The sequence below is a fragment of the Streptomyces piniterrae genome (assembly GCF_005048155.1).
Taxonomy (GTDB): Bacteria; Actinomycetota; Actinomycetes; order Streptomycetales; family Streptomycetaceae; genus Streptomyces; species Streptomyces piniterrae.
Window position 1 is genome coordinate 251,726 of the sequence record NZ_SUMB01000013.1, and the last position, 13,083, is coordinate 264,808.

Annotated in this window: 12 protein-coding genes and 1 riboswitch; of the genes, 2 read left to right on the top strand and 10 right to left on the bottom strand. The window is 72.1% G+C overall.

Features of this window, described 5'->3' with window-relative positions:
• The first annotated feature begins 362 nt into the window (after positions 1–362).
• The gene (locus FCH28_RS31595) at positions 363–2,273 is read left to right on the top strand and encodes an AAA family ATPase (protein ID WP_136743605.1); all 1,911 of its coding nucleotides are present in this window, start codon (positions 363–365) and stop codon (positions 2,271–2,273) included.
• Between the two features lie 547 nt (positions 2,274–2,820).
• Here FCH28_RS31595 and FCH28_RS31600 read toward each other — a convergent pair.
• The 10 genes from FCH28_RS31600 to ribD form a co-directional block, all read right to left on the bottom strand.
• Positions 2,821–3,939 (bottom strand): hemolysin family protein, encoded by a 1,119-nt coding sequence (locus FCH28_RS31600; RefSeq protein WP_136743606.1) that lies wholly within the window; start codon positions 3,937–3,939, stop codon positions 2,821–2,823.
• Positions 3,936–5,330: a hemolysin family protein gene (locus FCH28_RS31605; protein ID WP_136743607.1), complete on the bottom strand. Its 1,395-nt coding sequence runs from the start codon at positions 5,328–5,330 to the stop codon at positions 3,936–3,938. The genes FCH28_RS31600 and FCH28_RS31605 overlap by 4 nt, the downstream gene beginning before the upstream one ends.
• A 165-nt stretch (positions 5,331–5,495) precedes the next feature.
• Entirely contained in the window at positions 5,496–5,966 is a 471-nt protein-coding gene (locus tag FCH28_RS31610) for a PH domain-containing protein (protein WP_136743608.1), read from the bottom strand.
• 64 nt (positions 5,967–6,030) lie between these two features.
• Positions 6,031–6,879: an ATP phosphoribosyltransferase gene (hisG, locus tag FCH28_RS31615; RefSeq protein ID WP_136743609.1), complete on the bottom strand. Its 849-nt coding sequence runs from the start codon at positions 6,877–6,879 to the stop codon at positions 6,031–6,033.
• Positions 6,880–6,932: 53 nt separating this feature from the next.
• Positions 6,933–7,205: a phosphoribosyl-ATP diphosphatase gene (locus tag FCH28_RS31620; RefSeq protein ID WP_086720687.1), complete on the bottom strand. Its 273-nt coding sequence runs from the start codon at positions 7,203–7,205 to the stop codon at positions 6,933–6,935.
• A 34-nt stretch (positions 7,206–7,239) separates the two neighbouring features.
• A complete protein-coding gene (gene ribH / locus FCH28_RS31625) occupies positions 7,240–7,725 on the bottom strand; it encodes a 6,7-dimethyl-8-ribityllumazine synthase (RefSeq protein WP_136743610.1) in 486 nt (161 codons plus the stop codon).
• Positions 7,726–7,825: 100 nt separating this feature from the next.
• The gene (locus tag FCH28_RS31630) at positions 7,826–9,160 is read right to left on the bottom strand and encodes a bifunctional 3,4-dihydroxy-2-butanone-4-phosphate synthase/GTP cyclohydrolase II (RefSeq protein WP_136743611.1); all 1,335 of its coding nucleotides are present in this window, start codon (positions 9,158–9,160) and stop codon (positions 7,826–7,828) included.
• Positions 9,157–9,810, bottom strand: coding sequence for a nicotinamide mononucleotide transporter family protein (locus FCH28_RS31635; protein WP_136743612.1), 654 nt, complete (start codon positions 9,808–9,810; stop codon positions 9,157–9,159). Before FCH28_RS31635 ends, FCH28_RS31630 begins: the two co-directional genes overlap by 4 nt.
• Positions 9,807–10,454, bottom strand: coding sequence for a riboflavin synthase (locus FCH28_RS31640; protein ID WP_136743613.1), 648 nt, complete (start codon positions 10,452–10,454; stop codon positions 9,807–9,809). Before FCH28_RS31640 ends, FCH28_RS31635 begins: the two co-directional genes overlap by 4 nt.
• Before the next feature lies 1 nt (position 10,455).
• Complete coding sequence (ribD, locus tag FCH28_RS31645; protein ID WP_425472044.1) at positions 10,456–11,547, bottom strand: bifunctional diaminohydroxyphosphoribosylaminopyrimidine deaminase/5-amino-6-(5-phosphoribosylamino)uracil reductase RibD; 1,092 nt, start codon at positions 11,545–11,547, stop codon at positions 10,456–10,458.
• 184 nt (positions 11,548–11,731) lie between these two features.
• Positions 11,732–11,862, bottom strand: a riboswitch (FMN riboswitch).
• A 195-nt stretch (positions 11,863–12,057) separates the two neighbouring features.
• On the opposite strand from ribD, the gene FCH28_RS31650 reads away from it, so the two are divergent.
• Complete coding sequence (locus FCH28_RS31650; RefSeq protein ID WP_136743615.1) at positions 12,058–12,822, top strand: SDR family oxidoreductase; 765 nt, start codon at positions 12,058–12,060, stop codon at positions 12,820–12,822.
• Positions 12,823–13,083 lie beyond the last annotated feature (261 nt).

Here is a 13,083-nt window from a genome sequence, read left to right on the forward strand (position 1 = left end):
ACCGCCCGCAGACGCGAAGCCCCCGGTTGTTCCCCCGTGATCGGGGGCTTCGTTCTGTGCGAATCCCCCCACTCCCGCGCGCTTCGCGCCGCCTCTCCCTCACCCTGGGTCACCGCATTCTTCGCGCCGCCCAGCTGCGGATTCCCGGCCACAGCCGCCTCGGTTCCCTCCTTCTTCCCCGCCCGTGCGGCCCTCTTCGGCCTGTGCCGTTTCCGCAGGTACGATGCGAGTCTGTGCCACCGGGGACACCGGCCGAGGTGCGCGGCGACGGTCAACTCCCGTCCCTCGTACGCCGGTTCGGAAATCCGGCGCGGCACTCGTCCGGCGGTACACCACGGGGGGACGTTTTGTGGGGGGACGGGATGGAACTCGGCACACAAGGCTCGCCCGCCCCGGCCGAACTCGCCTGGCTGCGCGCGGTCGACGCCTACACCGTGGGCGCGTATCCGCAGGCCGAGGAGGAGTTCCGGGCCGCGGTACGCCTCGATCCGTCGATGGCCGACGCCTGGCTCGGGCTGCACGCACTGCGCGTCGACACCTCCACCGCGCTGCTGCGTATGCACCGGCACCGCGACCGCTTCGGTGAGCAGCGCACCCGCCACCGACGCACCCTCAATTCCTGGTACTGGCTCGGCTGGTGGGTGCAGCCGGTGCTGGAGACCGGCCGCGATCTGCTGCTCGCACACGCCTCCCACTGGCTGGACGGCCGCCATGTCGCCGAGCTGGACCAGGCGTTGGCCGGCTGCCCGCCGGTCGACACCGATCCCCAGGTCCGTTTTCTGCACGCCTGCCGCGCCTATCTCGTCAAGGACTGGGACCAGCTCGTACGGCACACCGAGCCGCTGCTGGGGGACCCGGTCCTGGGCATCGAGGCCGGGCTCTTCGGCGGTATGGCCCGGGTGCGGCTGGAGATGTACGGGCAGGCCGAGCCGCTGCTGTCCGCCGCGCTGATGCGCTGCCGCAGCGAGCAGCCGCAGCGCAAGGAACTGCGCTACTGGCTCGCCCGCGCGCATGAGGGCACCGGCCGCAGCGCCGCGGCGCTGCCCCTCTACCGCGCGGTGCACCGCGTCGATCCGGCGTTCATGGACACCTCGGCGCGGCTGGCCGCCATCGCCGAGGGGGACGGCCTGGACGAGGACTCCGACCTGGCGACGGTCTCCGCCTCAGGACTCGGCCAGGAGGCCGGCGGCGATCTGGACCCGCTGTCCCCGCTCGATCCGGTCGACGGCCGCGAGCTGCTGGCGACCGGCGAGGCGGACGGCCCGGACGGCGACGGGGGCGGGGGCGGCGCGGCGGCCGGGGCGGACAGCACGGCCCGGATGAAGGCCGCGGCGCCGGGCCCGCGCGGCGCGGAGCGGCTGCCCGCCGGGCCGGCCGATCCGGTGCTGCTGGAGAAGGCGCTGGCGGAGCTGGAGCGGATGGTCGGCATGGAGCCGGTCAAACGGCAGGTCCGGGCGCTCTCCGCGCAACTGCGGATGGCGCGGCTGCGCGCGAGCCAGGGCCTGCCGGTGCAGCCGCCCAAGCGGCACTTCGTGTTCTCCGGGCCGTCGGGCACCGGCAAGACGACCGTGGCCCGCATACTCGGGCGGGTCTTCTACGCCCTGGGGCTACTCGGCGGCGACCATCTCGTGGAGGCCCAACGGGCCGATCTGGTGGGCGAGTTCCTCGGCCAGACCGCGGTCAAGGCGAACGAGCTGATCGACTCGGCGCTGGGCGGGGTGCTGTTCGTCGACGAGGCGTACAGCCTGTCCAACTCCGGCTACAGCAAGGGCGACGCGTACGGCGACGAGGCCCTTCAGGTGCTGCTCAAGCGGGCCGAGGACAACCGCGACCGGCTGGTCGTCATCCTGGCCGGCTACCCGGAGGGCATGGACCGGCTGCTGGCCGCCAATCCGGGTCTGTCCTCCCGCTTCACCACCCGCGTCGACTTCCCCAGCTACCGGCCGCTGGAGCTGACCGCGATCGGCGAGGTGCTGGCCGCGGAGAACGGCGACCGCTGGGACGATGAGTCCCGCGACGAGCTGTGCAGCATCAGCGGCCATGTCGTCGACCAGGGCTGGATCGACGAACTCGGCAACGGCCGCTTTCTGCGCACCCTGTACGAGAAGAGCTGCGCCTACCGGGATCTGCGGCTGTCCACCTGGCGCGGCGCCCCCAGCCGCGACGACCTCGCCACGCTGCGGCTGCCCGACCTGATGCAGGCGTACGGCGAGGTCCTCTCCGGCCGAGGCCCGGACCCGCAGGGGCCACCGCCGAAGGGGCTGGATTTGTAGGGCTTTTCGGGGGGATTCCCTTAGGGGGTGGTCGAACAGATCCCCTGAGGGTCGCGAGGCCCCCCTGCGGGTCCACAACGCAGCGACGGTGGACGGTATTCCCGTCGCTGGGCGCAGCACAGGGCGCACCGCAGGTCGGCACGGCAGGGTCGGCACCGCAGGTCAGCACCGCGCGTCGGCTTCGCAGGGCGGCACCGCAGGTCGCCACGGCAGGCTCGGCACCGCACGTCGGCACCACAGGTCGGCGCCACTGTCGGCAACGCAGGTCGGCACCGCACGTCGGCCCCGCAGGGCGGCACCGCAGTGTCGGCAACGCAGGTCGCCACGGGAGGCTCGCCACCGCACGTCGGCAACGCAGGCTCGGCACCCGACGCCGGCACGACAGGTCGGCATTCCCGTGGCCCACGCGACGCGGGCAGCCCGTCGGCACCGCACGTCGGTCCCGGGCGCGCCGGCGGCAAGGAGGGGCATGCGGCGGATCATTCCCGTGGCCACGCGACGGAGGCAGCGGGAAACGCCGGCTCAGGGGCCGCACCCGGAACGGCCCCTACCCCGCCAACGCCCGTTCGTCCTCGGCGAGGGACGGTTCGGCGCGGGGGCCGGCGATCCGGTCGCGGGCGGAGCGGGCGGTCGGGGTGGTGCGGTGGGCCGGGTCGCGGACCTCGCCGACCAGCATCTCCAGTACGTCCTCCAGCGCGACCAGGCCGAGCACCCGGCCGGACGCGTCGGCGACCGCCGCCAGGTGGGAGGCGGCCCGGCGCATCGCCGTCAGGGCGTCGTCCAGGGGCAGCTCGGCGCGGAGCGTGGCCATCGGGTGCCAGACCCGCTGCGGTACCGCGCGGTCCCGTTCCTCCAGGTCCAGGACGTCCTTGACGTGCAGATAGCCCATGTACGCGCTGCCGGCGGCGCAGACCGGGAAGCGGGAGTAGCCGGTCCGTACGGTCAGCTCCTCCACCTGGCGGGGCGTCACCGTCGGATCGACGGTGACCAGTGCCGCCGGGTCGAGCAGGACGTCGGTGACGGGGCGGCTGCCGAGCTCCAGGGCGTCGGACAGCCGCTCCTGTTCGGCCGGGGCGAGCAGGCCCGCCTGGCCGGCGTCCTCGACCAGATGGGTGAGCTGCTCGCTGGTGAAGACCGCCTCGACCTCGTCCTTGGGCTCGACGCGGAAGAGCCGGAGCACACCGTGGGCGCAGGCGCCGAGCAGCGCGGTGACGGGCCGGCACAGCCGGGCGAAGGCGACCAGGCCGGGGCTGAACCACAGCGCGGTCTTCTCGGGGGCCGCCATCGCCATGTTCTTGGGGACCATCTCGCCGATGACGAGGTGCAGGAAGACCACCAGGGCCAGGGCGATGACATAGCCGAGGGGGTGGATCAGCGGCTCGGGAAGGTGTACCGCGTGGAAGACCGGCTCCAGGAGGTGGGCGACGGTCGGCTCGGCGACCGCGCCGAGCGTCAGCGAGCAGACGGTGATGCCGAACTGGGCGGCGGCCATCATCTGCGGCAGGTTCTCCAGGCCGTGCAGGACCTGGCGGGCCCGTTTGGAGCCCTCCGTCGCCAGCGGTTCGATCTGGCTGCGGCGCACCGAGACCAGGGCGAACTCGGCGCCGACGAAGAAGCCGTTGGCGAGCACGAGGAGTATCGCGAAGAGCAGCTGGGCCAGGGTCATCGGGCCACCTCCGCACCGGCCACGGCGGGCTCGCGGGGCGTTTCGGGAGCGGCCGGGGCCACGGCACCGGCGGGCTGCTTCTCCGACGCGGCGGCCTGGACGATCCTTATCCGCTCGGCGCGGTGGTGCGACACCAGCCGCACCCGCAGCCGCCAGCCGTCGAGTTCGGCGGTGTCGCCGGGGGCCGGGATCCTGCCGAGTATGTGTGCCACCAGTCCTGCCACCGTCTCGTACGGTCCTTCGGGTGCGGCCAGGCCGATCCGCCGCAGGGTGTCCACCCGGCAGCCGCCGTCGGCGTCCCAGGCGGGGCGGCCGTCCTCGGCGGGGGCCTGGCCCAGCTCGGGCAGGTCGACCCGGTCGTGCTCGTCGCGTACCTCGCCGACGAGTTCCTCGATGATGTCCTCCAGCGTGACCACGCCGGCCGTACCGCCGTATTCGTCGACGACCACGGCGATCGGCTGTTCGCTGCGCAGCCGCTCCAGCAGCGGCTGGACGGGCAGCGTCTCGGGCACCAGCAGCGGCGGGACGGCGATACGGGCGGCCGGGGTGCGCAGCCGCTCGTGCGCGGGGACGGCGAGTGCGTCCTTGAGGTGCACCATGCCGACGATCTCGTCGAGCCGGGTGCGGTAGACCGGGAAGCGGGAGAGTCCGGTGGCGCGGGTGAGGTTGACGACGTCCTCGGCGGTGGCGGACGCCTGGAGGGCGCTGACGCGTACCCGTGGCGTCATCACGTTCTCGGCGGTCAGATCGCCCAGCGACAGGGTGCGGACGAACAGGTCGGCGGTGTCCTGCTCGATCGCGCCGGCCTGCGCGGAGTGGCGGGCGAGCGAGACCAGCTCGCCGGGGGTGCGGGCGGAGGCCAGTTCGTCGGTGGGCTCCACGCCGAGGGAGCGGACGAGGCGGTTGGCGACGGTGTTCAGCAGGGTGATCACCGGGCGGAAGAACTTCGAGAAGGCGTTCTGCGGGCCGGCGACGAACCGTGCGACCTGCAGCGGCTTGGAGACCGCCCAGTTCTTGGGCACCAGCTCGCCGATGACCATCTGGACGGCGGAGGCCAGCAGCATGCCTATCGCGACGGCGATGCCGGGGACGGCGGCTTTGGGCAGGCCGGTGGCGAGCAGCGGGCCGGAGAGCAGCCCGGCCAGCGCGGGCTCGGCGAGCATGCCGACCACCAAGGAGGTGATCGTGATGCCGAGTTGGGTGCCGGACAGCTGGAAGGAGAGTTCGCGCAGTGCGGAGACGACGGTGCGGGCGCGGCGGTCGCCGTCGGCCGCGGCCCGTTCGGCGTCCGCCTTCTCGACGGTGACGAGCCCGAACTCCGCGGCCACGAAGAAACCATTGGCCAGAATCAGGACAAATGCCGCCGCGAGCAGGAGCAGGGGGCCGGTCATGCCGCCGCCCCCGTCGTATGCGGAGGGGCGGCGCAGGTACTACAGGACGATCCGTCCATCGCTGGAGGGAGTCACTCCTCGGGTCGCAGTTTTCCCACTCAGGGGCGGGGCGCTCGACGCGCCCCGGGGAACAGAGTAATCAGCAGGGCCCCGATTAGGGCAGGCTCACCGGGCGGTGTGATCAACGGCGCCGTGGTGCTCGACGAGGTCGCGCAGTGCGCGGGCGTCGCGGATGGCCTGGTCCCTGGCGATGCCGGGCTGGATGCCCATCGCGGGGAGGCTGGTGCCGTCGGCGAGGTCGAGATGGACCCAGGGGTCGCCGGCCCGGAGGTTGACCCGGACGACCTGGGCCCAGGCCAGTTCGCGCCGGGTGGTGAGGTTGACGACGGTGACGCCCTCCTGCGCGGCGACCACCTTGGGGCGGGCGAGCAGCAGGAGGACGGCCATCACCAGTGCGCCGGTGAGGATGAAGCTGGTCCGCTCGCCGCCGGTCAGCTTCGGCAGCGCCAGCGCGACCGCCGTGAGGGCGGCGAGCTGGGCGATGCCGACGGTGTAGAGGACGACCCGGGTGCGGGTCGGCCGGAAGGTCACCGGGAGGCCGGGGAGCGAGTCGAGTGGGGCTTCGGGCGCGGACACGTCAGCGTCTTTCTCGTATTCCTGGTACGGAACGTTCCGCGTACGGAACGTCAGGGCCGGCGGATCAGAGCCGGCAGGCGTGGATGCCGGTGGTCAGGATCGCGCGGGCGCCGAGTTCGTAGAGCTCGTCCATGATCCGCTGGGCGTCCTTGGACGGGACCATGGAGCGAACGGCGACCCAGCCCTCGTGGTGCAGCGGGGAGACGGTCGGCGACTCCAGGCCCGGGGTGAGCGCGACGGCCTTCTCGACGTGCTCCACGCGGATGTCGTAGTCCATCATCACGTAGCGGCGGGCCACCAGGACGCCCTGCATACGGCGGAGGAACTGGCGCACCTTCGGGTCGTCCTCCGGGGCGCCGGTGCGGCGGATGACCACCGCCTCCGACTTGAGGATCGGGTCGCCGATGATCTCCAGACCGGCGTTGCGCAGGGTGGTGCCGGTCTCCACGACGTCCGCGATGACCTGGGCGACGCCGAGTTGGATGGCGGTCTCGACGGCGCCGTCGAGGTGCACCACGGAGGCGTCCACGCCGTTGTCGGCGAGGTGCTGGGTGACCAGGCCGGCGAAGGAGGTGGCGATGGTCATGCCGCCGAACTCGGTGACGTCCTTGGCGGTGCCGGGGCGGGTCGCGTAGCGGAACGTCGAGCCGGCGAAGCCGAGCTGCAGGATCTCCTCGGCGTCGGCTCCGGAGTCCAGCAGCAGGTCCCGGCCGGTGATGCCGATGTCGAGCTTGCCGGAGCCGACGTACACCGCGATGTCGCGCGGGCGCAGGAAGAAGAACTCGACCTCGTTCTCGGCGTCGACCAGGACCAGTTCCCTGCGGTCCTTGCGCTGGCGGTAGCCGGCCTCATGGAGCATCGCCGACGCAGGCTCGGACAGTGAACCCTTGTTGGGGACAGCGATGCGCAGCATGAGAGCGGGTTTCCTTTGCAGCTAAAGGGAGTTGGGGTGATGAGGGGGGTGGATCAGAGGTGGGCGTAGACGTCGTCGAGGGAAATTCCCTTGGCGACCATCATCACCTGAAGGTGGTAGAGGAGCTGGGAGATCTCCTCGGCGGCGGCCTCGTCGGACTCGTACTCCGCGGCCATCCACACCTCGGCGGCCTCTTCGACGACCTTCTTGCCGATGGTATGGACCCCGGCCTGCACCAGCTCGGCGGTACGGGAGGTGGCCGGGTCGCCGGTGGCGGCCTTCTGCTGGAGCTCGGAGAAGAGCTCCTCGAACGTCTTCTTGGACATGGTGAGCCCTACCCTACGCGCTCGCCCCCGCCACTCAGCGCCAGGGTTCGGAGACGGAGCGGAGCGTCGCGGCGGTGGCGACCGCGGCGGTGACCGCTTCGTGGCCCTTGTCCTCGGACGATCCCTCGATGCCCGCGCGGTCCAGGGCCTGCTCCTCGGTGTCGCAGGTCAGCACGCCGAAGCCGACCGGTACACCGGTGTCCACGGAGACCTGGGTCAGGCCCTGGGTGACGCCCTGGCAGACGTAGTCGAAGTGCGGGGTGCCGCCCCTGATGACGACGCCGAGCGCGACCACCGCGTCATAGCCGCGGCCGGCCAGGACCTTGGCGACGACGGGCAGCTCGAAGGCGCCGGGCACCCGCAGCAGCGTCGGCTCGTCGATGCCGAGCTCGGTGAGGGCGCGCAGCGCGCCGTCCACCAGGCCGTCCATGACCTTCTCGTGCCATTGCGCCGCGATGACGGCCACCCGCAGGTCGCCACAGTTCTTCACGGTCAGTTCGGGTGCGCCCTTGCCGCTCACGGTTCTCCTCGTACGGGTGATGGTGCTGGTGGTGGCTTGATTACCGGCTCGGTGACTTCTGGGTGGGTGACTACTGGCCGGGTGGCCAGTGGTCCGGTGGCTACTGGTGGCCGCAGGTGGACGCGCCGGCAGGGGGCGTGGCGTACGCCGCTCCGGTCGAGCCGGTGCCCGCGGCGGGGTCCAGCCAGGGCAGGTCGTGCCCCATCCGGTCCCGCTTGGTGCGCAGATACCGGAGGTTGTGCTCGCCGGCCTGGACGGCCACCGGCTCGCGCCCGTTGACCTTCAGTCCGTGCCGCACCAGGGCGGCGGTCTTCTCGGGGTTGTTGGTCATCAGGCGCAGCGAGCGGACGCCGAGGTCCTGGAGCATCTGCGCGCCCGCAGCGTAGTCGCGGGAGTCGGCGGGCAGCCCCAGTTCGAGGTTGGCGTCGAGGGTGTCGCGGCCGCGCTCCTGGAGTTCGTAGGCGCGCAGCTTGGACAGCAGGCCGATGCCGCGTCCCTCGTGGCCGCGCAGGTAGATCACCACGCCGCGGCCGGCCTCGGTGATCTGTTCCAGCGACGCCTCCAGCTGGGGGCCGCAGTCGCAGCGCAGCGAGTGGAAGATATCGCCGGTCAGGCACTCGGAGTGGACCCGGACCAGGACGTCTTCACCGTCGCCGATCTCGCCGGCGACCAGCGCGATGTGCTCGACGCCGTCGACGGTGGAGCGGTAGCCGTACGCGGTGAACTCGCCGTGTGCGGTGGGCAGCCGGGTCTCGGCCTCGCGGCGGACGGTGGGCGTGGACCGCTGCCGGTAGGCGATCAGGTCCTCGATGGAGATGATCGCCAGGCCGTGCTTGCGGGCGAACGGCACCAGTTCGGGCAGCCGCAGCATGGTGCCGTCCTCGCCGGCGATCTCCACGATCGCGGCGGCCGGGCGCAGTCCGGCGAGCCGGGCGAGGTCGACGCCGGCCTCGGTGTGACCGTTGCGGACCAGCACGCCGCCGGGCCTGGCGCGCAGCGGGAAGATATGGCCGGGGCGCACGAAGTCGCCGGCGACCGATTCGCCGGCGGCGAGCAGCCGGAGGGTGGTGGCGCGGTCGGCGGCGGAGATGCCGGTGCTGACGCCGTGCGCGGCGGTGGCGTCGACGGACACGGTGAACGCGGTCCGCATCGACTCGGTGTTGTTCTCGACCATCTGCGGGAGTTCGAGGCGGTCCAGCTCCGGGCCCTCCATGGGGGCGCAGATCAGTCCGCGGCACTCGCTCATCATGAAGGCGACGATCTCGGGGGTGGCCTTCTCCGCCGCGATGACGAGGTCGCCCTCGTTCTCGCGGTTCTCGTCGTCCACGACGACGACGGGGCGGCCGGCGGCGATCTCGCTGATGGCCAGTTCGATGGGGTCCAGCGCCAGTGCCTCGGTGGCCTCGGCGTCGTACCAGCTCTGCAGTGCGGTCATGCCGCTGCTCCTTCCAGGACGGGGCGGCTTTCCGCGCGAGAGCGCAGCCACCAATCGCGCATGCCCCACACGACGAGGGCGAGATAGACGACGTAGACGAAACCGGAGAAGGCGAGTCCGCTGCTGAAGGCGAGCGGTACGCCGACGAGGTCGACCAGCAGCCAGGCGAACCAGAACTCGACCAGGCCGCGCGCCTGGGCGACCATCGCGGCGAGCGTGCCGACGAAGATGTAGGCGTCCGGCCAGGGGTTCCAGGACAGCTGCGGGAACAGGGTGAACAGGGTGCCGACGGCGGCGGTGCCGAGGACGGTGCCGCCCAGCAGCAGCCCGCGCTCGCGCCGGCCGGCGAACCGTACGGCGATGGAACCGTCCTGCGCCCGCTGCCTGCCGCGCTGCCACTGCCGCCAGCCCCACACCGCCACGCCGATGACCAGCAGTTGCTTGCCGACTCCGCCGCTGAGGTGGGCGGAGGCGTAGGCGGCGACGAGGATGACGCCGGAGAGGAACTGGGCGGGCCAGGTCCATATGGAGCGCCGCCAGCCCAGGGCCAGGGCGGCCAGGCCGATGGTGTTGCCGATCATGTCGGACCAGATGACGTGCTGTCCGAAGGCGGTGAAGGCTTCGCCGCCCAGCCAGTCGAGAGCGCTCACCGGTCCATCTCCTTGATTTCCTCAAGGTCCTTGAGGTCCGCGGCGGTCTGCGCGGTGCCCCGGCCCAGCAGCCGCTCGACGTACTTCGCCAGCACGTCGACCTCCAGGTTGACGGGGTCGCCGACCTTCTTGATGCCCAGGGTGGTCAGGTCGAGGGTGGTGGGGATGAGGCTGATGGTGAAGTAGTCGTCCGCGGCGTCGACGACCGTGAGGCTGACGCCGTCGACGGTGATGGAGCCCTTCTCGACGACGTAGCGGGCCAGCGTCGCCGGCAGCGAGATCTTGACGATCTCCCAGTGCTCACCGGGGGTGCGTTCGGCGATGGTGCCGGTGCCGTCCACATGGCCCTGGACGAGGTGCCCGCCGAGCCGGCCGCCGAGCGCCATGGGGCGCTCCAGGTTGACCCGCGAGCCGGCAGCCAGCGCGCCCAGGCTGGAGCGCTTGAGCGTCTCGGCCATCACATCCGCGGTGAATTCACCGTCGGCGGTGTCCACGACGGTCAGACAGACGCCGTTGACGGCGATCGAGTCGCCGTGCTTGGCGTCCTCGGTGACGAGGGGGCCGCGCAATCGGAAGCGGGAGGAGTCACCGAGGTTCTCGATGGTGACGACCTCACCCAGTTCTTCGACGATTCCGGTGAACACTTCAGTTCTCCTCGTGGAGGGCGTGGCGAAGGGGAGTGGCGGTGATGCGCAGATCGGGGCCGAGGTGCTCGGTGTCGGTCACTTCGAGCCTCAACACTTCGGCGATGGTGGTGATTCCGGCGTCGCCGAGGGCGGTCGGGCCGGCGCCGAGCAGCGCCGGCGCGAGATAGCCGACGACCTTGTCGACGGCCCCGGCGGCGAGGAAGGCCCCGGCGAGCGTGGGGCCGCCTTCGAGGAGCACCGAGCGCACATCGCGTGCGTACAGGGCCTGGAGCAGTGCGGGGATGTGCAGCCCGGGCCCCTCGGCGGCGCGTGGCAGCCGGACGATCGGGGCGAGACCGTCGAGGTGTGCGGTGTCCGCGTCCTCGGCGACGGCGATGAGGGTGGGCGCGGTGCCGTCCAGGACCCGGGCGCCGGCCTTGACGGCGGTGGCGCCGGTGTCGACGACGACCCGCAGCGGCTGGCTGATCTCGTCGTCCGACAGGCTGATGCGGACGCCGAGCTGCGGGTCGTCGGCGCGGGCGGTGCCGGAGCCGACGATGACGGCGTCCGCGGCGGCCCGCAGCCGGTGCACGTCGGCGCGCGACTGGGGCGAGGAGATCCAGCGGCTGGTGCCGTCCGCGGCGGCGATCCGGCCGTCGAGGGTGGCGGCGTACTTCCACAGCACGAAGGGGCGGCGGCGCAGGACGGAGGTCAGCCAGGCCTCGTTGCCCGCGGCGGCGTCGTCGGCGAGCAGTCCGCCCTCGACGTCGACGCCGGCCTCGGCCAGGGTGACGGCGCCGCCGGTGGCGGCCGGTGTGGGGTCGGGCACGGCGTAGACGACACGGGCGATCCCGGCGTCGATCAGCGCGCGGGAGCAGGGGCCGGTGCGCCCTGTGTGGTCGCAGGGTTCCAGGGTGACGACGGCGGTGCCGCCCCTGGCGCGCTCGCCGGCCGCGCGCAGGGCGTGGATCTCGGCGTGCGGCCCGCCGGCGCGCCGGTGCCAGCCCTCGCCCGCGATACGGCCGGCGGAGTCCAGGACGACACAGCCCACGACAGGGTTGGGGCTGGTGTGCCCGAGGCCGCGCGCGGCGAGCTCAATGGCTCGGCGCATCGCCGCGGTCTCATCGGGGGCTGCGGTGGCCACCGGGTCCTCCTGCCTCTCAGGGCACGGACTCCGGGGCTGTCTGGACGACAGAAGCGGAAAACAAAGCCACGGGGACACCGCGACCGGAAAAAGGGGCTCGCCCGGAAACGACCGGACGCGCCGCCGACGGCGGTGTACCGAAGCTCGCCCGCCGCGCACTGCCTCCCATCCGGACTTTCACCGTCGGTGCAGGAATTTCACCTGCTCAACCGGCCGCTGGCTGCGGACGGGTCGCGGACTGTAACCGCCGGTTCGGAATTACACCGACCCCGGAGTGCGCTGCTGCTCTTATGTCAGTACAGCTTCAGTCTGCCACGGCTGATCGTCGACCATGCGAGCGAAGCCCTGTGGGTTGCCTCACAGCTCCCGGCGCGTCGCGCTATGTCACATCCCGCGCGCGTGCTTCGTCGTAACCGGAGTACCCGACGGGCGCACCCCCCTGCGCTCCCGCTGTCTCCCACTTCAAGGACGGATCCGATGGCGACGATTCTGGTGACCGGTGGCACGGGCACGCTCGGACGGCCCCTGGTCGACCGGCTGCTCGGCGAGGGCCATGACGTGCGGTCGCTGAGCCGGCGGCCGCACACCGGCACCGAGCACCCCCGGCTGCGGGCGTACGCGGTCGATCTGCGCGACGGCACCGGGCTCGACGCGGCGGTGGCCGGGGTGGACGCGATCGTGCACTGCGCCTCGACGCCGACGGGCGGGGACACGGAAGCGGCCGGACGGCTGATCGCGGCGGCGAAGGCGGCGGATGTCCCGCATCTGGTCTATATCTCGATCGTCGGTGTGGACCGGATTCCACTGCGCTACTACCGCGCCAAGCTCGCGGTGGAGCGGGCGATCGAGGAGTCGGGCATCGGCTGGACGGTGCTGCGGACCACGCAGTTCCACGATCTGGTGCTCCAGGCGGTCAAGGCCGGCGCCCGGTCGCCGGTGCTGCCGGTGCCGACGGGGGTGCGGGTGCAGCCGGTCGAGGTGCGTGAAGTGGCCGACCGGCTGGCCGAGTTGGCGGCCGGCGAGCCGGCCGGACGGGTTCCCGACATGGGCGGCCCGGAGGTGCTGGAGGCCTGGGACCTCGCGCGGACGACACTGCGGGCGGGCGGACGGCACCGGCTGCTGGTGCCGCTGTGGCTGCCGGGCCCGACGTTCGCGGGGTTCCGGCGGGGCGACCACCTCACGCCGCGCCATGCCGACGGGCGGCGGACGTACGCGGAGTTCCTGGCGGTTCGCTGCGCTTAGCCTGGGCCGGCTTGGTTGCCCGCCGTTTTCGGCGGGGACGCTGCGCTTGGGCTGGGCCCGTCTTCGGCTGTCCCGCCGTTGTGGTTGGTGTGTGCTGTTGCCGCTGCGCGGGGCTTTTCGGCTGCGGTGCCGGACCTCAGGACTCCGTCATGAGTTCCGGCCCCTCCCGTGGGTGGGTGGTGGGAGGTGGTGGGGGTGTGTCGTAGGCCGTTGTCTGCGGCTCGTGGTCCGGGAGATCCCTCGCCCCGGTTTCGGGAAGGG

Coding starts and splice junctions, on each gene's coding strand:
- hisG (WP_136743609.1), bottom strand. CDS start 6,879: ATGCTGCGCATCGCTGTCCCCAACAAGGGTTCACTGTCCGAGCCTGCG.
- FCH28_RS31620 (WP_086720687.1), bottom strand. CDS start 7,205: ATGTCCAAGAAGACGTTCGAGGAGCTCTTCTCCGAGCTCCAGCAGAAG.
- ribD (WP_425472044.1), bottom strand. CDS start 11,547: ATGCGCCGAGCCATTGAGCTCGCCGCGCGCGGCCTCGGGCACACCAGC.
- FCH28_RS31605 (WP_136743607.1), bottom strand. CDS start 5,330: ATGACCGGCCCCCTGCTCCTGCTCGCGGCGGCATTTGTCCTGATTCTG.
- FCH28_RS31630 (WP_136743611.1), bottom strand. CDS start 9,160: ATGACCGCACTGCAGAGCTGGTACGACGCCGAGGCCACCGAGGCACTG.
- FCH28_RS31595 (WP_136743605.1), top strand. CDS start 363: ATGGAACTCGGCACACAAGGCTCGCCCGCCCCGGCCGAACTCGCCTGG.
- FCH28_RS31650 (WP_136743615.1), top strand. CDS start 12,058: ATGGCGACGATTCTGGTGACCGGTGGCACGGGCACGCTCGGACGGCCC.
- FCH28_RS31600 (WP_136743606.1), bottom strand. CDS start 3,939: ATGACCCTGGCCCAGCTGCTCTTCGCGATACTCCTCGTGCTCGCCAAC.